Here is a 21,977-nt window from a genome sequence, read left to right as displayed (position 1 = left end):
TGGCCTCGCTATAGTGGTGCTCGGCTGTCAACAACACTTCCAGCAGTCTGCATGTTACCAAGTGTGTTTAACGATAATTCAATGCATGACGTTGTGTTGATAGTTATGGATAATCGGCCGTTATGCTTGTGCCGACAACGACTTAGCTGAACCGTTGTGGTGCATGAACTATCACCGTCAGGGACTTGCGACTCCAATTCTCGTCGTTGGGTCAGCTGGTCTGGCGTGCCTGCTTAAGGGGTTTTCCGATGGCGCTTGCGCTGATTGTCGCCTTGCCATTTCTTGGGTTGTTTCTGCCGGTGCTTGCCGATCGGCTCGGACGCTCGGCCTGTGCTGCGGCTGCGGCTATAGCGCCCATCGTGGCGCTGGTGCTGCTGTTCAGCTACCAGCCTGCGGTGTTCGCAGGCGAGGTGTTGCGGGTAAAGCTGGAGTGGCTGCCGCACCTGGGGCTGAATCTCAGTCTGCGCCTCGATGGTCTGGGTTTTCTGTTTGCCCTGCTGATTCTCGGCATCGGCCTGTTGGTCATCCTCTACGCGCGCTATTACCTGGCCAAGACCGAGCCGATGGGGCGTTTCTTCGCCTTCCTGCTGCTGTTCATGGGCGCCATGCTCGGTGTGGTGCTGTCGGAAAACCTGCTGCTGATGCTGATGTTCTGGGAACTGACCAGCTTGTCGTCGTTCCTGCTGATCGGCTTCTGGGGTTCGCGCTCCGATGCCCGCAAGGGCGCGCGCATGGCACTGGCGATCACCGGTGGCGGTGGCCTGGCGCTGCTCGCCGGTATCCTGCTGATCGGCCACATCGCCGGTAGCTTCGAGCTGTCTCAGGTGCTGGCGGCCGGCTACGCGATTCGTGCGCACGAGCTGTATCCGCTGGCGCTGGTGCTGGTGCTGCTGGGTGTATTCACCAAGTCGGCGCAATTCCCTTTCCACTTCTGGCTGCCGCATGCGATGGCGGCGCCGACACCGGTATCGGCCTATCTGCACTCGGCGACCATGGTCAAGGCCGGGGTCTTCCTGCTGGCGCGTCTGTACCCGGCGCTGGCCGGTTCCGAGTGGTGGTTCTACATGGTCAGCCTGACCGGTCTGGCCACGTTGCTGGTGGGTGCCGGCATGGCGCTGTTCCAGCATGACCTGAAGGGCCTGCTGGCGTATTCGACCATCAGTCACCTGGGCCTGATCACCCTGCTGTTCGGCCTGGACACCCAGCTAGCGGCTGTCGCAGCGGTGTTCCACATCATCAACCATGCGACCTTCAAGGCTTCGCTGTTCATGGCAGCGGGCATCATCGACCACGAAACCGGTAGCCGCGACATGCGGCGAATAAACGGTTTGTGGAAGTACATGCCACATACGGCCGTGCTGGCGATGGTGGCGGCCTCGGCCATGGCAGGCGTGCCGTTGCTCAACGGCTTTTTGAGCAAGGAAATGTTCTTCACCGAAACCCTGCACCAGCACCTGCTGGGCGGTTTCAACTGGGTGATTCCGGCTGCTGCGACCTTGGCCGGCGTGTTCTCGGTGGCCTACTCGCTGCGCTTCATTCACGACGTGTTCTTCAACGGGGAGCCGATCGACCTGCCCAAATATCCGCCGCACGAGCCGCCGCGCTACATGAAAGTGCCGGTCGAGGTGCTGGTGTTCCTCTGTCTGCTGGTCGGCATCGTGCCTGCCTATACGGTAGCGCCGTTGTTGGCCGCCGCAGCAGCTTCGACGCTGGGTGGTCAGTTGCCCGAATACAGCCTGGCGGTCTGGCACGGCTTCAACCTGCCGCTCCTGATGAGTTTCGTTGCGCTGTTCGGCGGGATAATCGTCTACGCCTGTCGCAAACCGCTGTTCCGCTGGTATGAAGGTTTGCCGACCCTGGATGCCAAGGACGTCTTCGACCAGGTGGTGCGCTACATGACGCGTACGTCCGTGCGTATCACCGCGTTTCTGGAGTGCGGTTCGCTGCAACGCTACCTGGCCTGGATGCTTGGCAGTGCCCTGATCCTGGTAGTGGTCGCGCTGTCGCCGCTCGAGCAGTTGGCCGGTAGCGTGCCGATGACCCCCATCGATCCGCTGACCGTCATGGGTATGCTGATCCTGATGGTGACTGCGGTGCTTACCGTGTTTTTCCACCGCCGCCGTCTGGTGGCGCTGATGATTCTCAGCGCCGCTGGTCTGATGGTGGCGCTGGCTTTCGCCCGTTTCTCCGCCCCGGATCTGGCGCTGACCCAGCTGTCGGTGGAGGTGGTGACCATCATCCTGCTGATGCTCACCTTGTACTTCATGACCGACCGTACCCCGGCCGAGTCCAGCAGTCTGCGTGGCCTGCGCGATCTGGTCCTGGCGCTGGGCAGCGGCACCATGGTGGCGATGCTGACCTACGCCGTGCTGACCCGCCCTTACCAGAGCATTTCCTCGTTCTTCCTCGAGAACAGTGTCTCCGGGGGCGGCGGTACCAATGTGGTCAACGTGATTCTGGTGGACTTCCGTGGCTTCGATACCCTGGGCGAGATCACCGTGCTGGCGATTGCCGCCATCGGTATCTACGCGCTGCTGCATGGTCTGCACCTGCCGCACCCTGCCCATGACAAGAACGGTCGTCCGTGGTCGACCGATGCCCATCCGATGATCCTCGACAACCTGGCGCGTGCCATGCTGCCGATGGCACTGCTGATTTCGGCGTTCATCTTCCTGCGCGGGCACAACCTGCCGGGCGGTGGCTTCATCGCCGGCCTTATCACGGCGGTGGCGTTGATTCTGCAATACATCTCCCACGGTGTGACCTGGACCCAGGAGCGCCTGAAGTTCAGCTATCACGCCACCGCCGGTTGGGGCGTGCTGATTGCCGGGTTGACGGGGCTGGGCAGCTGGCTCTTCGGCTCGCCGTTCCTGACTTCGGCGTTCGGCCACTTCCATATTCCGCTGATTGGCGAAATCGAGTTGGCCACCGCGATCCTCTTCGATCTTGGGGTGTATCTGGCCGTTGTTGGCGCCACCCTGCTGATTCTTTCCAACATCGGCCATGTCAGTCAGGACGAGTCGTGCAAGGAGGTCATCTGATATGGAGGCTGTATTCGCAATCACCCTCGGGGTGCTGACTGCCAGCGGCGTCTACCTGCTGCTGCGTGCGCGCATCTTTCCGGTGGTGATGGGGCTGACCCTGATCTCCTATGCGGTCAATCTGTTCATCTTCGCCATGGGCCGGCTCGGCACGGGTGTGCCAGCGGTTATCGGCAAGAGCGCCGAGTACGGTGACCCGCTGCCACAGGCACTGGTGTTGACCGCCATCGTCATCGGTTTCGCCATGACCGCGTTCGTCGTGGTGCTGGCCCTGCGTGGCATGGGTGAACTGAAAACCGATCACGTCGATGGCGAGGAGCCGCGCGCATGAGTCACGCCATCATCCTCCCCGTTCTGCTGCCGCTGTTCTTCGGCGCGCTGTTGCTGGTCGGCCACGGCTGGTCGCGTGACGTGAAGCGGGGTATTTCCCTGGTTGGCTGCCTGACGTTGCTGCCGCTTTGCCTGTATCTGGTGTGGCTGGCCGGAGCGGGACAGTTGCAGGTTTATGCGCTGGGCAGCTGGGCTGCGCCATTCGGCATCATGCTGCTGCTCGACCGCTTCAACGCGGCACTGTTGCTGCTCACCTCGCTGCTCGCCTGCTTCGCCCTGGTTTATGCCTGTCGCGGTGACGATGAGCGCGGGCCGAACTTCCATGCGTTGTTCCAGTTTCAGTTGCTGGGCATCAACGGCGCGTTCCTGACCGCCGATCTGTTCAACCTGTTCGTGTTCTTCGAGGTCCTGCTGATCTCCTCTTATGCATTGCTGCTGCATGGCAACCGCGCCAATCAGGTCAAGGCCGGCGTGCATTACGTGGTGCTCAACCTGCTGGGCTCGTCGTTCTTCCTGATCGGCGTGAGTTTGCTGTATGGCCTTACCGGCACCCTGAACATGCCGGACCTGGCTGTGCGCGTGGCCAGCGCCGATGTTGCCGACGCGCCGCTGATCAAGGCTGCTGCCTACCTGCTGCTGATCGTCTTCGGCCTCAAGGCTGCCGTGCTACCGCTGTGCTTCTGGCTGCCGCGCGCTTATGCTGCAGCGCCTGCTTCGGTGGCGGCGTTGTTCGCGATCATGACCAAGGTGGGCTTCTACGCCATCGTCCGTGTGTTCACGCTGGTGTTCGGCGAAGAGGCCGGGCCACTGGCCAATCTCGGCCATGAACTGCTCTGGTGGCTGGCACTGCCGACCATTGCCTTCGGTGTGATTGGCGCCTTGGGTGCGCGGCAGTTGCAGGCGCTGCTGGCCTATCTGGTGCTGGTCTCGGTGGGCACGCTGATGGCCGGCTTCGCCATCGGTAACGTCGCGGCGTTGAGTGCTGCGCTTTATTACATGGTGCACAGCACGTTGATCAGCGCCGCATTGTTCCTGTTGGCGGGGCTGGTGGTCGCCCAGCGTGACTGCGCCGGTGGCGATCTGCAGCAGGAGCGTGTGCTGCGTCAGCCGCTGGTGCTGGGTTGCATGTTCTTCTTCGCCTCCATTTCCGTGGCCGGGTTACCGCCGTTCTCTGGTTTCCTCGGCAAGATGTTGCTGCTGCGGGCGGCGGAGCCGGGGTGGCAGGCCTGGAGCCTGTGGCCGGTGGTGCTGATCGGCGGTCTGCTGACCCTGGTGGCGTTGAGCCGCGCCGGTACCAGTCTGTTCTGGCTCGGTCAGCAGGCGGACGCAGCCCCTTCGACCGCTGCTCCGGCTGACCGCGTCAGCCTCCTGGCTGCGCTGGGCCTGTTGCTGGCCAGCCCGCTGCTGTTGATCGGCGCTGCCCCGATACTGGCCTACCTGGAGGCTGCAGCGGCGCAGTTGCTTGATCTGCAACCCTATCTCTCGATCATCGCTGGAGGTGCGGCATGAAGCGTTTCTTCCCCCACCCGCGGATGATGCTGGTACTGACGGTGCTCTGGCTGCTCTTGGCCAACACCTTCAATCTGGGCCATCTCCTGCTCGGGCTGTTTCTGGGGTGGTCGATCGTGCACCTGTGTGGCGATTTCCTGCTGAGCGTGCCGAAGGTGCGCAAGCCCCTGGGGCTGCTGCTGTTCATCGGCAAGGTGTTCTACGACATCGTGGTGGCCAATCTGCAGGTTGTGAAGCTGGTGTTGGGGCCGAAATCGCGGCTTGAACCGGCATTCGTCGAGGTGCCGGTCGAGATCGAGGATGAGTTCGTGCTGTCGACTCTGGCCTGCATCATCTCGCTGACCCCCGGCACGGTTTCTGCCGGCCTCAGCTCAGACCACAAGACACTGCTGCTGCACGGGCTCAACGTGCCGGATCGAGACGAACTGATCGCGGCGGTCAAGAGCCGTTACGAAACGCCGCTGCTGGAGATATTCGAATGCTCGAGAACGTAGTCTTTCTGTGCATGGGCATCCTCACGCTGGCCATGCTGCTCAATGTCGCGCGTCTGGTCGAAGGGCCGAGCGTGGTCGACCGTGTCCTGGCCCTGGATACCCTGTACATCAACGCGTTGGCGCTGATCGTGCTGTTTGGCATCTGGCTGGCATCGGATCTGTTCTTCGAGGCTGCACTGCTGATCGCGGTGATGGGCTTCGTCGGTACGGTTGCAGTGGGTAAGCACCTGCTGCACGGCGACATCATCGATTAAGGGGGAATGACCATGCCGTTCTGGCTGGAGTTGTTGATTTGTGCCTGCCTGATTCTTGGCAGTCTGTTCGCCCTGGTGGGTGCCATCGGTCTGTATCGGCTGCCGGACTTCTTCACCCGCCTGCACGGGCCGACCAAGGCCACGACGCTGGGCGTCGGCGGTACGCTGATCGCTTCGATGCTGTTCTTCGCGCACCACACCGGCAACCTCAGCCTGCACGAACTGCTGATCACCCTGTTCCTGTTCCTGACTGCGCCGGTCAGTGCGCATATCCTGTCCAAGGCCGCGATGCAGCAGAAGGTCGAGTTGACCGAGCGCACCCGTGGCCAGCCTTGGGACGATGACCACTGATCCACTGTCAGGCATCTCTTGCGTCTGGCTGTCACTGTCGTCAGGCAATTACCCGCTCTAGACTGCGCTCTTGAATCAAACGAGGTATTGCCTCAGGGGAGTCAGGGGATGAGCGAGCTGGTCATTCGTCAGGCCTGTGTCGAGGATATCGAGGCGCTCTGCGCGGTGATTCTCGAGCATGGGCCCAACCCCTGGAATCATTTGCCCGAAGTCGAGGTTCGCCAGCACCTGCAGGGTGTTGCAGCCAGCACGACGCTGGCCGTACTGGCCGAGGAGCAGGGACAACTGCTGGGTTTCGTCAGCTATCGCCTGACGCAGGATTTCGCCGCTCATCAACCTGCGGCGCGTGCCGGGCAGGTGCATGGCTATATCTGCGAAGCGGTGGTGCATCACAACTGCGTTGGCCGAGGTCTGGGGGCGCGTCTTCTGCGTGAGGCCGTCACCGAGCTATGGCGGCTGGGCGTCAGCGATATCTATATCGATCGTCACGAGGAGAACGCGGCATCGGCGGGGATGATGCGCAAGGTCGGCTTCACCGAGCTGTTGACCTACGCCGACCCGGCGCGTCGACCGAATGGTTCGCGGCGTTCGACCCTGTGCTGTCTGCGGGTCAGGCAATGATTCGGCGACTGCTCGCTATGGCTGTGCTGGCCGCCGCACAGATGCTGCTGGCGTTGATGCTTTACCGCAGCGCCATCGAGGCCTATCGGCAGATGTTCGGCGCGATTCGCCGCGATATCAGCTATGGCCTGCAACTACAGCACTCGTTGTATCTCTTCGGCGCTCTGGCTGTGTGCAATGCTGTCTGGTTGTTGAGTTGCCGTAGTCGGCGCAGCGGGCTGATCGGTTTTGGCGTCTGCCTGTTGCTCTGGGCGACATTCTGGGCCAATACCTTCGCCAGCATGCCGTACCGCAGCCTGTTGGTGGTTGGGGTTGGCACGCTGGCGTTGGTCATGCCACTGCCCCTGCTGATGCGTTTCAGTACAGTTGGGTGGGTTAGGCGCTTGTCGAATAGGTGAATGAGCCCGTACGTCAAGGTGCGTCGTAACCCACCATTGGCGCAGTGCAGGACAATCGCCTGGCGGGTTACGCGGCGCGGTGATCAGACATCCGCAGGTTTGGCGCCGCTAACCCACCCTACGGGTTGGCTGATCCTGGGAAGGTTCAGCGATTCAGCCCGAGCATGTCCTTGGCCACCGCCTCGGCCACGCGAATGCCATCGACGCCAGCAGAGAGAATGCCGCCGGCGTAGCCCGCGCCTTCCCCGGCCGGGTAAAGGCCCTTGAGATTAAGACTCTGCAGGTCATCGCCGCGGGTGATGCGCACCGGCGAGGAGGTGCGCGTCTCGATACCGGTGAGTACCGCATCGGCCAGGTCGAAACCCTTGATCTGCTTGCCGAAGGCCGGCAATGCCTCGCGGATGGCTTCGATGGCGAAGTCCGGCAGCGACGGTGCCAGGTCACCCAGTTTCACCCCCGGTTTGTAGGAGGGCTGTACTTCGCCGAGAGCGGTGGACGGAGTGCCTTTGATGAAGTCGCCGACCAGTTGCCCCGGCGCTTCGTAGTTGCGCCCGCCAAGTACGTAGGCGTGCGATTCCAGCTGCTCCTGCAGTTCCACGCCGGCCAGAGGGCCGCCAGGATAGTCCTGCTCGGGCGTGATACCCACGACGATGCCGGCGTTGGCGTTGCGCTCGTTGCGCGAGTACTGGCTCATGCCGTTGGTGACCACGCGCTCCGGCTCGGAGGTGGCGGCGACCACGGTGCCGCCTGGGCACATGCAGAAGCTGTAGACCGAGCGGCCGTTGCTGGCGTGGTGTACCAGCTTGTAGTCGGCAGCGCCGAGTTTCGGGTGGCCGGCGTACTTGCCCAGGCGCGCGCGGTCGATCAGCGACTGCGGGTGCTCGATACGGAAGCCCACCGAGAAGGGCTTGGCCTCCAGGTACACGCCACGGGCATGCAGCATGCGGAAGGTGTCGCGCGAACTGTGGCCGAGTGCGAGCACGACATGGCGGCTGATGATCTGCTCACCACTTTCCAGCACCACACCGGTGAGTTGGTCGTCTTCGATCAGTAGATCGCTGACGCGCTGCTGGAAGCGCACTTCGCCGCCGAGGGCCTTGATTTCCTCGCGCATGGTGGCGACCACGCCGGTCAGGCGGAAGGTGCCGATATGCGGCTTGCTGACGTAGAGAATTTCGTCCGGTGCGCCGGCTTTGACGAACTCCTGTAGCACCTTGCGCCCGTGGTGATTCGGGTCCTTGATCTGGCTGTACAGCTTGCCGTCGGAGAAGGTGCCAGCGCCGCCTTCGCCGAACTGCACGTTGGAAGTCGGGTCGAGCACGTTCTTGCGCCACAGGCCCCAGGTGTCCTTGGTGCGCTGGCGTACTTCCTTGCCGCGCTCCAGTACGATGGGGCGCAGGCCGGCCTGCGCCAGGATCAGCGCCGCGAAGATGCCGCAGGGGCCGAACCCGACGACGATGGGGCGTTCTTCCAGTGGCGTTTCTGCCTTGCCGACCGGCTTGTAGGTGATGTCCGGTGCCGGGCCGACATGCTTGTCATCGCTCAGGCGAGCGAGCAGTGCGGCTTCGTCTTTCACCTCGCAGTCGAGGGTGTAGATGAAGGGCATGTCGCCGAACTTCTTCCGTGCATCGTAGCTGCGCTTGAACACGCTGAAGGCCAGCAGGTCGGCGTCGTCGATGCCCAGGCGCTGAACGATGGCCGGGCGCAGGGCCTCATCGGCATGGTCGAGGGGTAGTTTCAGTTCGGTCAGGCGAAGCATGGGCGGTGTCCTGGTTGGCCGGTGGTGATCCAGCAAGGTAAAGAAGGCCGGCGATTGTACGGGATTCGCGGTCCGGGTGGAGAGGACAGCATTCTCGAACTACTGACGGCTTTGCTCCGTTGAGCGTAGGTGAACGATGCCTCGAACGCTGTGCGAGCACGTGCTCAGCCGCGCTGACGTTCGATTGCGCGACCCCGAATGAACATCAGGGCAGCGCCCGCGAAGGCTGCTGTCGCTGCATAGACGATCACGGCTTGCGAGTCTAGGCTGTCGATGATCAGCCCTCCTAGAACCGCTCCTGCAGCAATGGCGACCTGGAAGGTCGATGACAGCAGGGCGCCAGCGCTTTCGGCGTGATCGGCGGCGGCGCGCGCGTTCCAGATCGAGATCGATACCGGGAAGGCGCCGAACGCGAAGCCCCACAGCGCAATCGCGACGAAGGCAACGTCAGCCTGTGTGCCGAACAGGATCAGCGTGAGTGCAACGGCAGCGATCAGGAACGAGCAACTGCTGACTGCCCAGGCTGGACTGCGCGCGGCGACGGCGCCGCCGGCAAGGTTGCCGAAAAAGCCGCTGACACCGAAGGCCAGCAAGGCAAGCGAGACGGTCGCGACATCCAGGCGGGGAACCTCCTCGAGGAAGGGACGAATGAAGGTCAGAGCGGCGAAGTGCCCGGAAATGACCAGAAGCCCAGTGCAGATGCCGACGACGACCGCACGCCGCGTCAGCGCTGCCTTGAAGGAGGCCAGGCCTGGCGCTGCTGTGGCCGGCAGTTCGGGCAGGGTCAGCATCTGAATCACCAGCGCCACCACGCCAATACCGGACGCGGCCAGGAACGTTGCCTGCCAGCCCCACAGTTCTCCCAGGTAGGCACCCAGCGGGGCCGCGAAGATGGTTGCGAGCGAAATCCCCATCATGATTATCGAAATGGCACGCGGCACCTTGTCTGGGGGCACCAGGCGCAGGGCGAGCGCTGCCATCATGGCCCAGAAGCTGCCGAGGGCGAAGCCCAGCAGTCCACGCGCGATCAGCAGCACCGTGATGTTTGAGGCATAGGCCGAAAGGATGCAGGAGAACACCAGCATGCCCATCAACCCCCAGACGATCTTTTGTCGATCCAGACGGCCCGAGAACAGCACCACCAGCGGTCCGGCGAATGCGGCGACCACGGCGGTGGCGGTGATGGCCTGGCCCACCGCACCGTTGGATACGCCCAAGTCGGCGGCCATCGGCGTCAGCAGGCTGATCGGCAGGAATTCCGCCGTGACCAGGCCGAAGGCGCCCAGGGCAAGAGAGATGACGGCCCACCACGCAGCAGACATGGATCTGGTGTCAGCAGTAGATGAATCGGTATGGGGCATGATGAAATCCTTCATTTTTTGTCTTCCGGTAGCTCAGCCGAACTGCACCAGTTCGAGCGAGGGCAACGGCCCACCGGGGAATTGCGTCAGGCGCCCACCTTCGGCCAGCTCGCCAAGGTCGATAGCGGCGAAGCCAAGCTCATCGATCAGTGCGCTGACCTGGTTTTTCGCGCGATTGTCGTCACCCGCCAGGAACAGCACACGCCGGCCGCCGCGCTCGGCGGGATCGGCGATGAGCAGTCTGGGGTTCAGGTGATTGAACGCCTTCACTACATGGGCGCCCGGTACCAGGTCGGCAAACACTTCGCTTGAGGTGCGGCCATGCAGATCGATAGGGTTGAACAGCGGCGCTTCGATCGGGTTATTGCTGTCGATGACGACTCGCCCGGCGAAGTCCGCAAGCCCAGACAGCGCGGCTGGCAGCTTCGACCAGTTCACCGCGACCAACACGATGGGCTGCGCTGCCGCCTGTTCACGGGTGCCGGCACGGATGCTCGGGCCGATGGATTGTACAAGGGCTTGCAGGCTCTCTGGCCCTCGGCTGTTGGAGAGAATTGCCGGAATGTTCCGACGCGCCAGGGCGCGTGCGAAGGTCGCGCCGATATGGCCGGCACCGATGATGCCGATGGAGGGCAATTTGCTCATGCTGGGACTCCTTGAGGCCAGAAGTGTCGGAAAACTGTGGGGCAGGCTGACTGGCCTGCCCCGGCAGACTCAAGAGGTCAATCCGCCGTCAGCGAGGATGTCCGCACCTGTGATGAACGAGGCTTGCGGGCTGGCGATGAATGCCACGAGGCTGGCAATTTCGTGTGGCTCTCCATAGCGACCCACTGCCATACGGGGGGTCAGGAGCTGGGCAACCTCGCTATCGGCCGGGTTCATGTCGGTGTTCACGGGGCCGGGGTGGACGCTGTTGACCGTGATTCCGCGTGGCCCCAGATCATGTGCCAGGCTGCGGTTGAAACCGGCGACGGCGCCTTTGGTCAGGCTGTATGCGGCAAGTCCGGGCACACCTGCGTACTTGGTGACCGAGCTGGCTATGTGGATGACGCGACCGCCCGCCTGCATGTGCTTTACCGCTTCCTGGGTGGCGACGAATACACCGGTCACGTTGACCGCGAGTAGCTTCTGGTAATCCTCGAAGCTGGTTTCTTCGAACTGGCTGAATACGCCGATACCGGCGTTATTCACCAGAATGTCGAGGGCCCCGAACGCTTCCACCGTCTTCGCGACGGCGGCACGCACGGCCTCGGGATCAGCTGCGTTGGCCTGGATTGCCAGTACGCGACCGCCTGCCGACTCGATGGCAGCTGCGGTTTCTTCTGCCTGTTGAGGGGAGCTGTTGTAGGTGAAGGCAACCTTGGCGCCGTCGGCGGCCAGGCGTTTGGCGATAGCTGCGCCGATGGAGCGAGAGCCGCCTGTTACGAGAGCCGTCTTGCCGGCCAGGGGAAGGGTTTGGGAAGAGGTTACGTTGCTCATGATTCACTCCGTTTGATTGCCGAAACATTCGGTGGAGTGACTATCGCGTTTTCATTCTTCTTTGATTAGCAGCTAATCATTTGGATTATCTTCAAGTGTCTGTTTAAAATCGGCCTATGGAAACATTGGCCAACCTGGAATCATTCGTGCGCAGTGCCGAGAGTGGCAGTTTCTCGGCGGCAGCGCGCCGGCTTTCGCTCACGCCGGCAGCGGTGAGCCGCAACGTCGCCATGCTGGAGCGCAACCTGGGTGTAAGACTGTTCCAGCGCTCGACACGCAAGTTGACGCTGACCGAGGCGGGCGAGGCTTTCTTGGCTGCGGTTGGCGGCAATCTGGAGTCCTTGCAGAACGCCATTGCAGCGGTATCAGCCGATGATGGCCAGCCGGCTGGTGTGCTCAAAATCAGCGTGGCGCCATCCTTCGGGATCGGTTACCTGCTGCCTTTGTTGCCCGAGTTCCTGCAGCGCTATCCCCGCGTTCGCCCTGAATGGCATTTCGAGAACCGTACGGTCGACCTGATCGCCGAAGGCTACGATGCCGCCATCGGTGGTGGTTTCGAGCTGGCAAGCGGTGTGGTCGCCCGCACACTGGCGCCGCTGCACGTTGTTGCCTTTGCCTCTCCCGCTTACCTGGCACGGCACACTTTGCCAGCCGACCCATCAGGTCTGATCGAGTTGGACTGCATTGTCATGCGTTCGCTGTCGTCGGGTCGTATCCGTACCTGGAACATGCGCAATGCGCAGGGCGATGAAGTGATCGCGACGATGCGCGAGACCGTAGTGGTCAATGATCCAACTGCTGTGCGAGAGGCTGCGCGGTTGGGCCTGGGGGTGGCGATGCTTGCCGTACCCGATGTACTGTCCGGGCTGGAGTCGGGTGAGCTGGTACGGGTGCTGCCGCGCTGGTGGGCGGATGCCGGCGCGTTGTCGCTGTATTACCCCAGTCGTCAGTTGATGCCAGGCAAGACGCGCAGCTTCATCGACTTCGTGGTCGAGGCCTTCCAGCGCGAAGACTATGCACGGCGTTTTGCCGGGAGTTTGGGCTAGCTGAACGGTTCGTGCCGGTGCAGCGACTCAGCGTCACCGGCACGACTGATGGTCAATTACGCATGGCACCGAAATGGGCGCAGCCACGCAGCACCTGGCCATCGAGGCGCAGTTCGGCGCTGAGGTGGTTGACTGCGCCGCTCATGCCGTCGACGCAGCGCTGCGGTGCCACCCACAGATCCAGACGCTGGCCGTTGGCTTCACTGCTGAAGTTCAGGCGGCCATCCGGCAGCTGTTCTTCCAGGTAAGGCAGGGCTAGCGGCTCGTGCCTGGGGCGGTTTAGCACCAAGCCCTTGCTGCCGACTTCCAGTTGCCAGAACGGTTCGTTGCCGCTGGCACGCAGGGTCAGGCGTTTGAAGTTGAGGTCGTCGCAGCCATGCCCTTCGCCCTGCAGGCGATAGATCTGGCTGACCTCGAAGCGACCATCGTTGCCTTTGCCCTGGCTGCCGCCCAGGCGACCGGCCAGATCGGCGAACAGGCTGGCCTGGCCATCGCTACCGAGCTGCATGGCTTCGCGCTCGATGCCTGTACCGTCGCCATCGATCAGCACGAAACGGCGCTGCTCCTGGCAAGGGGTGAAGACCAACTGGCCATTTTCGACCTGTACCTGCCCTTGCAGACGGGTTGCCGGTGGCGGGCCTTCCGGTTTGCCGGTGTAGACCTGGCATGCCGCCAGAAGTGGGAGCAGGGCGACGCTGGTAAGCAGGGAGCGAGTGATGGACATGGGTCTCTCCAGATACGAGTGGCCACCATAGCCACAGTGCGACCTCGGCTCAAGCCGTGAGCATGAAAGTCGCGCAGCGACGTCCTCCCTTTTGTCCTTCTCCCTCTGGGAGAAGGTGACGCGAAGCGCCGGATGAGGGGGCATACCACGCAGGCTTTCATTGTTCGGCTGCTGTTGCAGCATGCCCTGGCTTTGACTGAGCCGCTCGAGTACGGCCTAATTCGCCCGTTCATAACCTGTCGAGCACCTTTTGCAATGCCCAGCCCCGCCATGCGCCCCAGTACCCTTCATCTGCCCCAGGGCAACTGGGCGACGGTGCTTGATTGCCTGTGCGATCACTTTCCCGCCATCGACCGCGCCACTTGGTTGCAACGTATGGCGCGCGGCCGGGTGCTGGATGCTGACGGTACGCCCATCGGCGCTGAGCATCCCTATCGGGTTGGCCTCAAGGTGCGTTACTTCCGTGAAGTGCCGAACGAGACGCCGATTCCTTTTGAGGAGCAAGTGCTTTGGCAGGACGAGCACCTGCTGGTCGCCGACAAACCGCACTTTCTGCCGGTGATGCCGGCCGGCGAATACGTCGAGCAGACGCTGCTGGCTCGGTTGATCAAGCGCACCGGCAATCCCGATCTGGTGCCGATCCACCGCATAGATCGGCTGACCGCCGGCCTGGTGCTGTTCTCGGTCGATCCGGCCAGTCGCAGTCATTACCAGGCGCTGTTTCGTCAGCGTGCGGTGGAAAAATACTACGAGGCCATCGCCCCGGCTTTGCCGCAGCTGCAGTTTCCCTACTTGCATCGGTCGCGGATGGTCGAGGGCGAGCCGTTCTTCCGTATGCAGGAGGTGCAGGGTGAAGCCAACAGCGAAACGCGCATCGACGTGCTGGAACGACGCGCAGAGCTGTGGCGCTATGGGCTGTCGCCGGTGACCGGACGCAAGCATCAACTGCGCGTGCACCTGGCCGGGCTCGGGGCGCCAATCGTTGGCGACGATTTCTATCCGCAACTGCTGGAGTCGCGCAATCAGCCGGATGACTACAACAACCCCCTCAAACTGCTGGCGCGCGGCCTGCGCTTCGTCGACCCGCTCAGTGGGCAGGCTCGCGAGTTCTCCAGTCAGCTGCAGTTGCAGTGGTAGCAAGGGCGCGCACCTGAAAGAGGTCGTAAAAAAGCCCGCACAAGGCGGGCCAAGCTTCAGCATCGGTGCTACTGAATCAGTCCGAATTCATCAGCCAGTTTTCTGTACTCGGCTACCTGTTCATAGACGAACTGTTCCAGCTCCGCCCCGGTCTTCGAGAGTGGCAGCAGATCGAACTGCTCGCGCTTGGCGTTGAAGCCGTCATCAACAAGTAGCGTTTCGAAGCGTTCCTGCCACCATTTGAAATCATCGTCACTGACTTCAGGGCCCATGTAAAAACCTCTGACGATAGGCCAGACAACGTCATGACCTTGTTCCTTAGCCGTGGGAATATTGGCCATCTTCCCGGGCAGCCGCTCTTCGGACAGCACCGCGAGAATACGAACATTGCCGGCATCGAGCTGCGCAGTCGCCTCGCCGAAACCGCTCACGATCGCCTGAACATGTCCGCCGAACAGGGCTGTCATCGGTTCGCCGCCTCCTTCGAAGGCTACATACCTCAGCTTCTCTGGCTTGATGCCGGCACTGCGTGCGACCAGTGCGGCCTGCATCCAATCCTGGCTACCGACGGTGCCGCCTGCACCTATCACCAGCTCTGAAGGTGCCTGTTTGAGTCGTGTAATCAGCTCATCGAAGGTTTGGAGGGGGGAGTCACGATGAACGATAACGGCACCGTAATCCGTGCCGATAGCGGCCAGCCAGCGAACGGCTTTTTCGTCGTAGCGACCAAACTTGCCTTGCGCCAGATTCAATAGCGAGCCGCTTGACCAGGCAGTGATCACGCCTGGTGCTTTGGGGCGTAAAGCGACCACCGCGTTGTACGCGACGGCACCGATGCCGCCGGGCATATAGGTGACGCGCATCGGAGCCTTGAGCAGGCCGGCATCCTTCAGGCCGCCCTGCGCGAGTTTGCAGGTGATGTCGAAGCCCCCGCCGGGCTTTGCCGGTGCGATGCATTCGGGGCGTTTGGGTTCGGCAAGTGCCATGCCGGCTGCAAGCAGGCCTGAGGTCAGCAACGCTACGTAGGTGAGGCGATTGTTCATGTGTTCTCCTGTGGAGTTTTATTGTGGTTCAGGCTGAGACACCGCTGGCGGCGTCGACTGCAACGAGCGGGACGCACTGTGCATCCCGCCTGTTTTGGGGCGGTTCAGTCACTGCCGAGCTTGAGGTTGTCCGGCTGGCGTTTCTCGATTGCGTGCTTGAGCAGCGCCGCGCTGCGGAAGATGCCGTGGGCGAACTTGCCGTAAGGCATGGTCAGGAAGAACGCCATCACCGTGCCGAGGTGGACCGCCAGTAGTAGGGCCATCGCGCCGCTATCGCGCCAGGCCAGCAAGGCCAGGCCGGTCAGGCTGATCAAGAAAAGCAGTACGATGAAGCCACGATCCATGGGGGCCTGGGCACGATCACCATGCTCCGGGTCACGGCGATAGTTGAGACACAGCAGCCCCGCAGGCCCGATCAGCAGACCAATACCACCCAGTGTGCCGAGCACCACCGGCAGGCTGAGCAGCGGATAGGGCGCCTGCAGACCGAGCAGATAGTGGTAAAGCGTGGCCACGCTGGTGGAGGCGAGGCACAGCATGAAGCCGTAGAAGGTGAAGTGGTGGAAGCGACGACGCCAGAGCGTGAAACGGTCACTCTCGTTGTTGCAGCCTTCGCCATGACCACCGTCGAGGTACTTGAGCTTTAGTACCGCCCCGGAGGCTTCCGCAATGGCGGCTCCGCTGGCCAGCGCTTGTGCATCGGCGGGGCTGATCGCCCGCCAGAAGCGGGTGACACCGATGGCCAACGCCAGGATGGCGAAACCGAAGGCGCCGCCGAACATCAGCGCCAGCGTGTTGTGCGGGAATATCGCGTAGAAGTTACCGGCCAGCGGTCCGGGAAACAGCGTGCCTTTGACCAGCAGGGTCAACAGCAGGAACAGTGCCAGCGAGGCTGCCAGGGCGAGCGACAGGGTCAGGCCGTTACGTTCGTAGAGTTTGCCGAGCCTGCCTGGCCAGGCGTACTCGACATAGGTATTGAGACGAACCTTGGCCATGGCTTGCGGCACGTTCACGGCGAACTCATGCGGCGCGGCGTACTGGCAAGCATGCAGGCAGGCGCCGCAGTTATGGCAGAGGTTGGCCAGGTAATGCACGTCGGCCTTGGCGAAGTCCAAGCGGCGGGTCATGGCCGGGAAGACGGCACAGAACCCTTCGCAGTAACGGCAGGCGTTGCAGATATGCATCTGCCGATCGACTTCGGCTTCATGCACGTTCAACAGGGGAATCAGGTCTTGCTGTGCTGCGCTTTGGCTTGGAGAGGTGGCTTGTAAGATTTCAGGCGATTGCACGGGACTCTCCAGCGCTTGTTGTGGTGGTGCCATGACCGGCTGCTGCGGCAGCCTGAGTACCAGCGATGCGACCGAAGGCCGTACCGATGGACATGCCGACGCCGGCCGTATAGCCCTTGCCGAGGACGTTGCCTGCCATCATTTCCCCGGCGACGAACAGGTTCGCGCTGGGCTTGTCGGCGAAGTGGACGGCGGCCGTATCGTTGGTCTTAAGGCCTAGGTAGGTGAAGGTCACTCCCGGCCTGAGCGGGTAGCCATAGAAGGGCGGGGTATCGATGGGGCGTGCCCAGTTGGTCTTGGCCGGCGTCACGCCTTCGGTGCGGCAGCCGTCGAGGCTGGTATGGTCGAAGTCGCCGCCCACGCAGGCGCTGTTGTAGGCGTGCAGAGTCTTCACGAAGGTTTCGAGCGGTAGGCCGAGTTTGCCGGCGAGCTCTTCCAGGCTGTTGGCCGTGGTACCGGGAAATACCGGCGGCATGAAACGCCCGATGGCCTTCTGATCGATGATCGAGAAGCCTGTCTGCCGGGGTTGCTGTGCGACCAGTCGCCCCCAGATGGCGTAGCGCTTGGGCCAGAAGTCCTCGCCCTCGTCGTAGAAGCGTTCACCCTCGCAGTTGACCACCACGCCGAGCGATACGCAGTCGATGCGGGTGCAGATGCCACCGTCGTAGAGCGGTGCGCGGGCGTCGATCGCGACCATGTGCGCCTGGGTCGGGTCGCCAATGGTGTTGGCGCCGGCATCGATCAGTTTGCGCAGCAGCACGCCGTTGTTGAAGCGCGTGCCGCGAATCAGGAAGTTGTCCGCCGGCCATTCACCGCGTTCGTTGACGCCCCAGGCTTCGCGCAGCCATTCACGATTGGACTCGAAGCCACCGGCTGCCAGCACGCAGGTGCGCGCTTCGATGCGCTCGGCCGGATGCTGTTTGCCATCGATCTGCCGCGCGGGAATGTGTGCTGCGACGAAGCGGTTGCCGTCCAGTTCGATGTCGTCGACCGGCGCATCGTAGCGGACCTGTACCCCCAGGCGTTCGGCGCTGCGGTAGTAGGCGTTGACCAGCGCTTTGCCGCCACCCATGAAAAAGGCGTTGGTGCGTGCAACGTGCAGGGCGCCTGACAAAGGAGGCTGGAAGTGCACGCCGTGGCTGCGCATCCAATCACGACACGACGATGAGGCGCGAATGACCAGGCGCGCCAGGTGCTCGTCGGTCTGCCCGCCGGTGACCTTGAGCAGGTCTTGCCAGAACTCTTCTTCGGGGTAGGCGTCGATGAGGACGTCCTGCGGGGCTTCATGCATGCAGCGCAAGTTGCGGGTGTGTTGGGAATTACCACCACGCCACTTGCGGGGAGCGCTCTCCAGCAGCAGCACACTGGCGCCTGCTTCACGGGCCATCAGGGCTGCGCACAAGGCTGCGTTACCACCGCCTATAACCAGAACATCGATCATCTCGTCTCCTCGTTTTCAGAGGAGCACTAGCTGATAGCTCCCCTGTAGGTGGGGACTTTAAGAGGCGCTTGTGGGGCTCGAAAGACCAGGAATGCCGGGGGGTATTCAGAATTTCTAAACACCCAGGGGCGCGTCAGATAGCGTGTTCGTCCAATAGCTGGGCGCCTGGCCAGCGAGCGCTGGCGACCAGTTCGCGGGTCGTATCCAGGATTGCGACGCGAGCGGCCAGTGCTGCCGGGGACAGCTCATCGTCCGGTAGAGACACCAGTAGATTTCGTCGGCCCGCGTGGGCATCGGCAATCTGCATCACGTTCAACCCTTGCTCGCCGGCCCTGGCCGCCACTGCACCCGGTTGGATGGTTGCGGCGTAACCGGCCTTGACCGTATCCATCAGCAACGCCAGGCCGTCGACATTCATCACTACGTTGGGCTCGCAGCGTGACTGGGCGAAGGCATTGTTGATGGTGCTGCGCAGCCCGTGCTGCCCGCTGGGCAGCACCAGCGGCACCTGTGTCAGTTGCTCGAGCCTGACGTTTTCTCCTGCAGGTACGCCGTGCAGGTTGGCGGCCGAGATCAGAAACAGCTTCTCATCGAGCAGCGGTCTGACGCGGCAACGCCTGCCCGGGTCGCTGTGAAAGAGGATCGCCAGGTCGAGCTGGCGGGCATACAGCTGGCTGGTCAGATAGCCGGACAGCATCTCTACCAGATGCAACTGGATGTTCGGGTAGCGTTGACGCATCACCGCGATCAGGGGCAGGGCAAGCACGGAGGAGGTGCTGGGTGCGAAGCCCAGGCTCACGTAACCGCTCATGCGTTCTCTTTGCGCGGCCTGAGCGGCGTTTTCCGCCTGGCGCAGGGTGAGCTGGGCGTGATGCTGGAACGCTATGCCGGCGGGCGTGGGGGACACGCCGGTGCTGCTGCGCGTCAGCAGCCGGGTGCTGAGTTCGTTCTCCAGCTTGCTGATCTGCTGGCTCAGAGCCGAGGTTCCCACGTTCAGCTCCAGAGCCGCACGGCCGAGGCTGCCATGCTCGACGACCTTGAGAAAGTAGCGCAGTTGTCTCAGTTCCATCGTCTGTCCGTCATCGGTGGGGGCCTGTCGAGAATTGTGACCTGGCTGAAGAAGAAAAGGACCTGCTGGATCGCAAGGATAAAAAAAGCCCGCATAAGGCGGGCTAGGTGTGGCGCTTGCACCAGAGCTTGAATAAGGGTTCTGCAAGGAACATCACCAGAAACAGCCGTAGCACCTGCAATGCAGTGACCAGCGCAACCGATAGCTGCAAGGCTTCGGCGGTCAGGCACAGCTCGGTAATGCCGCCTGGCATCATGCCCAGCATCAGTGACAGGTGGTCTTCGCCGGCCAGCCAGCCGAGCACCTCGCCGAGCACGGCAGCGGCGAGCATCGCCAGCAGGGTGAAGGCCAGCACACGGGCGAGAAAACCCGGCGCGCTGCGGAAGAAGGCACGGTCGAAGTGACAGCCCAGGGCGCAACCAATCAGCCACTGGCCGAGCTGGCCGAGGCCTTGCGGCAGGCCCAGATGCAGATCGAAACTGGCGCTGGCTAAGGCGCAGGCAGTCAGTGGGCCGAGCATCCAGGGGTTGGGTTGTTTCAGGCGGCCCCAGAGCATCGCCAGCACCGCGCCGGCCGCGAGCAAGCCGATCAGCCAGGTCCAGTCCACCGGCGCGCGAGTCGGGGCGCTGACGGCGGGCAGGCCCCAGGTAAACAATGCCGGGATCAGCAGCACCACCAGCAGCAGACGCAGGCTGTGCGCCGCCGCCACGCGCGCGGGTTGGGCATCGTGACGCAGCGCCAGGTTGACCATCTCGCTGGCACCGCCAGGCATGCTGGCGAAGAAAGCGGTAGCGCGGTCGACGCCGGCACGGCGCAGGATGGCGATGCCGATCAGGCTCAGAAGCAGCGTGCCGAAGGCGCCCATCACGATCACGGGCAGGTGGCTGAGCACCTGTTCCAGCACGTCGCTGGTGAAGTGCAGGCCGATGCCGCTGGCCACCAGCCATTGGCCGGCCTTGCGCCCGCCCGGCAGTTCACTGAAGGCGCGATTGGTCAGGCAGCGCACGACGATTACCGCCAGCAAGGATCCGACCATCCACGGCAAAGGCCAGCCGGCGAGGCTGGCCAGGTAACCGCCGACCGCTCCGGCCAGCGGTGTTACCCAGAGGTCACGCGGCAGAGGCATCAGCCTGGGCCTTGATCTGCTTGCGTCGACGCATCCAGCGGATGCCCGGCAGGGCCAGCATCAGCACGACAAGCGACCACAGCACCAGAGTGATCGGGCTGCCCCAGAGGATGCTCAGCTCACCCGCGGAGATCGACAGGGCGCGACGCAGGTTGTCCTCCATCATTTCACCCAGCACGAAGCCGAGGATCACCGCCGAGAGCGGGAAGTCCAACTTGCGCAGGATATAGCCGAACACACCCAGACCGATCATCAGCACCAGGTCGAAGGTGGTGCTGTGCACCGCATAGACGCCGACCATGCTGATCACGGTGATCGCAGGTACCAGCACCCAGTTCGGCACGCTGAGCATGCGCGAGAACAGGCCGACCAGCGGGATGTTCATCACCAGCAGAATGATGTTACCGATGAACAGCGAGGCGATCAGGCCCCAGACCACGTCTGGCTGTTGCTCGAACAGCAACGGGCCGGGGGTGATGTTGTACAGCGTCAGTGCGCCGATCATCACCGCTGTGGTGCCCGAACCCGGTACGCCAAGGGTCAACATCGGGATCAGCGAGCCGCAGGCCGAGGCGTTGTTGGCCGACTCAGGTGCAGCAACGCCGCGCAGATCACCGTCTCCGAACTTGCCGGTGTCACCAGCCAGGCGCTTTTCGGTCATATAGGTCATGGCGCTGGCGATGGTCGCACCGGCACCCGGCAGTACGCCAATGACGAAACCGGCGACCGAGCTGCGAATCATGGTCCAGAAGGTGAAGCAGTATTCCTTGAAGTTGAACAGCACACGACCGCTGGCTTTCACCGCCTTCTGGCCGTTGTGGGTGTTTTCCAGCATCAGCAGAATCTCGCTGACACTGAAGAAGCCGATCACCACGATGACGAACTGGATGCCGTCGGACAGACTGACGCTGTCGAAGGTGAAGCGGTAGACCCCTGTGGTGGAGTCCACCCCGACCGTGGCCAGGGCCAGGCCGATCAGCGCCGAGAGCAGGGTCTTGACCGGCTTGTCGCCGACCATGCCGCCGAGGCAGGCAATCGCGAAGATCATCAGCACGAAGTACTCGGCCGGACCGAATGCCACCGCCCATTTCGCCAGAATAGGCGCGAACAGCACCACGCCGCAGGTGGCGATCATGCTGCCGGTGAAGGAGCTGACTGCAGACAGTGACAGGGCGATACCCGCCTTGCCCTGACGTGCCAGCGGGTAGCCGTCGAGAGTGGTCATCACGGCGGCTGCGTCGCCGGGAACGTTGAGCAGGATGGCGGAAATACGTCCGCCGTACTCGCAGCCCAGGTATACGGCAGCGAGCAGAATCAGTGCGGTTTCCGGCGGCAGGCCAAGGGCGAAGGCCAGCGGCAGCAGCAGGGCGACGCCGTTGATCGGGCCCAGGCCTGGTAACAGGCCGACGATGGTGCCAACGAAGGCACCGAACAGGGCAACCAGCAGGTTGGTCGGCCGGGTGGCGACGTCAAAGCCCTGCATCAGAAAATGTAAAGTTTCCATC

At 62.7% G+C, this 21,977-nt stretch carries 21 protein-coding genes; 10 read left to right on the top strand and 11 right to left on the bottom strand.

The window, feature by feature from the left end; all coding sequences use genetic code 11:
- Positions 1-248 precede the first annotated feature (248 nt).
- The 8 genes from H3221_RS10305 (at position 249) to H3221_RS10270 (ending at position 6,998) form a co-directional block, all read left to right on the top strand.
- Positions 249-3,041 carry a monovalent cation/H+ antiporter subunit A gene (locus H3221_RS10305; RefSeq protein ID WP_196475716.1) on the top strand — a complete coding sequence of 931 codons (2,793 nt, stop codon included), beginning with the start codon at positions 249-251 and terminating at the stop codon, positions 3,039-3,041.
- 1 nt (position 3,042) lies between these two features.
- Positions 3,043-3,372, top strand: coding sequence for a Na+/H+ antiporter subunit C (locus H3221_RS10300; RefSeq protein WP_074860431.1), 330 nt, complete (start codon positions 3,043-3,045; stop codon positions 3,370-3,372).
- Positions 3,369-4,880: a monovalent cation/H+ antiporter subunit D gene (locus H3221_RS10295; protein WP_196475717.1), complete on the top strand. Its 1,512-nt coding sequence runs from the start codon at positions 3,369-3,371 to the stop codon at positions 4,878-4,880. Before H3221_RS10300 ends, H3221_RS10295 begins: the two co-directional genes overlap by 4 nt.
- Positions 4,877-5,374, top strand: a complete 498-nt coding sequence (locus H3221_RS10290) for a Na+/H+ antiporter subunit E (protein WP_196475718.1) — start codon at positions 4,877-4,879, stop codon at positions 5,372-5,374. The genes H3221_RS10295 and H3221_RS10290 overlap by 4 nt, the downstream gene beginning before the upstream one ends.
- Complete coding sequence (locus tag H3221_RS10285) at positions 5,359-5,628, top strand: K+/H+ antiporter subunit F (RefSeq protein WP_013714638.1); 270 nt, start codon at positions 5,359-5,361, stop codon at positions 5,626-5,628. The genes H3221_RS10290 and H3221_RS10285 overlap by 16 nt, the downstream gene beginning before the upstream one ends.
- A gap of 12 nt (positions 5,629-5,640) precedes the next feature.
- On the top strand, positions 5,641-5,979 hold the full coding sequence (locus H3221_RS10280; RefSeq protein WP_192981316.1) for a Na+/H+ antiporter subunit G: 339 nt from the start codon (positions 5,641-5,643) through the stop codon (positions 5,977-5,979).
- A 108-nt stretch (positions 5,980-6,087) separates the two neighbouring features.
- Positions 6,088-6,600: a GNAT family N-acetyltransferase gene (locus H3221_RS10275; protein WP_196475719.1), complete on the top strand. Its 513-nt coding sequence runs from the start codon at positions 6,088-6,090 to the stop codon at positions 6,598-6,600.
- Between the two features lie 17 nt (positions 6,601-6,617).
- Positions 6,618-6,998, top strand: a complete 381-nt coding sequence (locus H3221_RS10270; protein WP_224490546.1) for a hypothetical protein — start codon at positions 6,618-6,620, stop codon at positions 6,996-6,998.
- Between the two features lie 145 nt (positions 6,999-7,143).
- On the opposite strand, the gene H3221_RS10265 is transcribed toward H3221_RS10270, so the two are convergent.
- The 4 genes from H3221_RS10265 to H3221_RS10250 form a co-directional block, all read right to left on the bottom strand.
- Entirely contained in the window at positions 7,144-8,757 is a 1,614-nt protein-coding gene (locus tag H3221_RS10265; protein ID WP_196475721.1) for an NAD(P)/FAD-dependent oxidoreductase, read from the bottom strand.
- A 164-nt stretch (positions 8,758-8,921) separates the two neighbouring features.
- The gene (locus tag H3221_RS10260; RefSeq protein ID WP_224490545.1) at positions 8,922-10,133 is read right to left on the bottom strand and encodes an MFS transporter; all 1,212 of its coding nucleotides are present in this window, start codon (positions 10,131-10,133) and stop codon (positions 8,922-8,924) included.
- A gap of 18 nt (positions 10,134-10,151) precedes the next feature.
- Entirely contained in the window at positions 10,152-10,754 is a 603-nt protein-coding gene (locus H3221_RS10255; RefSeq protein WP_196475777.1) for an NADPH-dependent F420 reductase, read from the bottom strand.
- A gap of 78 nt (positions 10,755-10,832) precedes the next feature.
- Positions 10,833-11,597, bottom strand: a complete 765-nt coding sequence (locus tag H3221_RS10250; RefSeq protein WP_196475722.1) for a 3-oxoacyl-ACP reductase family protein — start codon at positions 11,595-11,597, stop codon at positions 10,833-10,835.
- Between the two features lie 116 nt (positions 11,598-11,713).
- On the opposite strand from H3221_RS10250, the gene H3221_RS10245 reads away from it, so the two are divergent.
- Positions 11,714-12,643 (top strand): LysR family transcriptional regulator, encoded by a 930-nt coding sequence (locus tag H3221_RS10245; RefSeq protein WP_160020508.1) that lies wholly within the window; start codon positions 11,714-11,716, stop codon positions 12,641-12,643.
- 52 nt (positions 12,644-12,695) lie between these two features.
- Here H3221_RS10245 and H3221_RS10240 read toward each other — a convergent pair whose 3' ends face one another.
- Positions 12,696-13,367, bottom strand: a complete 672-nt coding sequence (locus H3221_RS10240; protein WP_196475723.1) for a COG3650 family protein — start codon at positions 13,365-13,367, stop codon at positions 12,696-12,698.
- A 255-nt stretch (positions 13,368-13,622) separates the two neighbouring features.
- On the opposite strand from H3221_RS10240, the gene H3221_RS10235 reads away from it, so the two are divergent.
- Positions 13,623-14,504 (top strand): pseudouridine synthase, encoded by an 882-nt coding sequence (locus H3221_RS10235; RefSeq protein WP_196475724.1) that lies wholly within the window; start codon positions 13,623-13,625, stop codon positions 14,502-14,504.
- A gap of 68 nt (positions 14,505-14,572) precedes the next feature.
- Here the strand turns inward: H3221_RS10235 and H3221_RS10230 are convergent, their stop codons facing one another.
- From H3221_RS10230 to H3221_RS10205, 6 genes are all read right to left on the bottom strand, one after another.
- Positions 14,573-15,547 carry a Bug family tripartite tricarboxylate transporter substrate binding protein gene (locus tag H3221_RS10230; protein ID WP_196475725.1) on the bottom strand — a complete coding sequence of 325 codons (975 nt, stop codon included), beginning with the start codon at positions 15,545-15,547 and terminating at the stop codon, positions 14,573-14,575.
- Between the two features lie 104 nt (positions 15,548-15,651).
- A complete protein-coding gene (tcuB, locus tag H3221_RS10225; RefSeq protein WP_318011450.1) occupies positions 15,652-16,836 on the bottom strand; it encodes a tricarballylate utilization 4Fe-4S protein TcuB in 1,185 nt (394 codons plus the stop codon).
- Complete coding sequence (gene tcuA, locus H3221_RS10220; RefSeq protein ID WP_196475727.1) at positions 16,823-18,277, bottom strand: FAD-dependent tricarballylate dehydrogenase TcuA; 1,455 nt, start codon at positions 18,275-18,277, stop codon at positions 16,823-16,825. The genes tcuB and tcuA overlap by 14 nt, the downstream gene beginning before the upstream one ends.
- Positions 18,278-18,410: 133 nt before the next feature.
- Complete coding sequence (locus H3221_RS10215; protein ID WP_196475728.1) at positions 18,411-19,346, bottom strand: LysR family transcriptional regulator; 936 nt, start codon at positions 19,344-19,346, stop codon at positions 18,411-18,413.
- A gap of 103 nt (positions 19,347-19,449) precedes the next feature.
- The gene (locus H3221_RS10210) at positions 19,450-20,472 is read right to left on the bottom strand and encodes an AbrB family transcriptional regulator (protein ID WP_196475729.1); all 1,023 of its coding nucleotides are present in this window, start codon (positions 20,470-20,472) and stop codon (positions 19,450-19,452) included.
- A complete protein-coding gene (locus H3221_RS10205) occupies positions 20,456-21,976 on the bottom strand; it encodes a tripartite tricarboxylate transporter permease (RefSeq protein ID WP_196475730.1) in 1,521 nt (506 codons plus the stop codon). The genes H3221_RS10210 and H3221_RS10205 overlap by 17 nt, the downstream gene beginning before the upstream one ends.
- Position 21,977 lies beyond the last annotated feature (1 nt).

The organism is Pseudomonas chaetocerotis (assembly GCF_015712105.2).
Lineage (GTDB): Bacteria > Pseudomonadota > Gammaproteobacteria > Pseudomonadales > Pseudomonadaceae > Aquipseudomonas > Aquipseudomonas chaetocerotis.
This window is presented reverse-complemented; position numbering and strand designations above follow the sequence as displayed.

Bases quoted from the DNA above. Each gene is read 5' to 3' on its own strand.
- H3221_RS10305 (WP_196475716.1), top strand. From the start codon at position 249: ATGGCGCTTGCGCTGATTGTCGCCTTGCCATTTCTTGGGTTGTTTCTG.
- H3221_RS10300 (WP_074860431.1), top strand. From the start codon at position 3,043: ATGGAGGCTGTATTCGCAATCACCCTCGGGGTGCTGACTGCCAGCGGC.
- H3221_RS10295 (WP_196475717.1), top strand. From the start codon at position 3,369: ATGAGTCACGCCATCATCCTCCCCGTTCTGCTGCCGCTGTTCTTCGGC.
- H3221_RS10290 (WP_196475718.1), top strand. From the start codon at position 4,877: ATGAAGCGTTTCTTCCCCCACCCGCGGATGATGCTGGTACTGACGGTG.
- H3221_RS10285 (WP_013714638.1), top strand. From the start codon at position 5,359: ATGCTCGAGAACGTAGTCTTTCTGTGCATGGGCATCCTCACGCTGGCC.
- H3221_RS10280 (WP_192981316.1), top strand. From the start codon at position 5,641: ATGCCGTTCTGGCTGGAGTTGTTGATTTGTGCCTGCCTGATTCTTGGC.
- H3221_RS10275 (WP_196475719.1), top strand. From the start codon at position 6,088: ATGAGCGAGCTGGTCATTCGTCAGGCCTGTGTCGAGGATATCGAGGCG.
- H3221_RS10270 (WP_224490546.1), top strand. From the start codon at position 6,618: ATGGCTGTGCTGGCCGCCGCACAGATGCTGCTGGCGTTGATGCTTTAC.
- H3221_RS10265 (WP_196475721.1), bottom strand. From the start codon at position 8,757: ATGCTTCGCCTGACCGAACTGAAACTACCCCTCGACCATGCCGATGAG.
- H3221_RS10260 (WP_224490545.1), bottom strand. From the start codon at position 10,133: ATGAAGGATTTCATCATGCCCCATACCGATTCATCTACTGCTGACACC.
- H3221_RS10250 (WP_196475722.1), bottom strand. From the start codon at position 11,597: ATGAGCAACGTAACCTCTTCCCAAACCCTTCCCCTGGCCGGCAAGACG.
- H3221_RS10245 (WP_160020508.1), top strand. From the start codon at position 11,714: ATGGAAACATTGGCCAACCTGGAATCATTCGTGCGCAGTGCCGAGAGT.
- H3221_RS10240 (WP_196475723.1), bottom strand. From the start codon at position 13,367: ATGTCCATCACTCGCTCCCTGCTTACCAGCGTCGCCCTGCTCCCACTT.
- H3221_RS10235 (WP_196475724.1), top strand. From the start codon at position 13,623: ATGCCCAGCCCCGCCATGCGCCCCAGTACCCTTCATCTGCCCCAGGGC.
- H3221_RS10230 (WP_196475725.1), bottom strand. From the start codon at position 15,547: ATGAACAATCGCCTCACCTACGTAGCGTTGCTGACCTCAGGCCTGCTT.
- tcuA (WP_196475727.1), bottom strand. From the start codon at position 18,277: ATGATCGATGTTCTGGTTATAGGCGGTGGTAACGCAGCCTTGTGCGCA.
- H3221_RS10215 (WP_196475728.1), bottom strand. From the start codon at position 19,346: ATGGAACTGAGACAACTGCGCTACTTTCTCAAGGTCGTCGAGCATGGC.
- H3221_RS10210 (WP_196475729.1), bottom strand. From the start codon at position 20,472: ATGCCTCTGCCGCGTGACCTCTGGGTAACACCGCTGGCCGGAGCGGTC.
- H3221_RS10205 (WP_196475730.1), bottom strand. From the start codon at position 21,976: ATGGAAACTTTACATTTTCTGATGCAGGGCTTTGACGTCGCCACCCGG.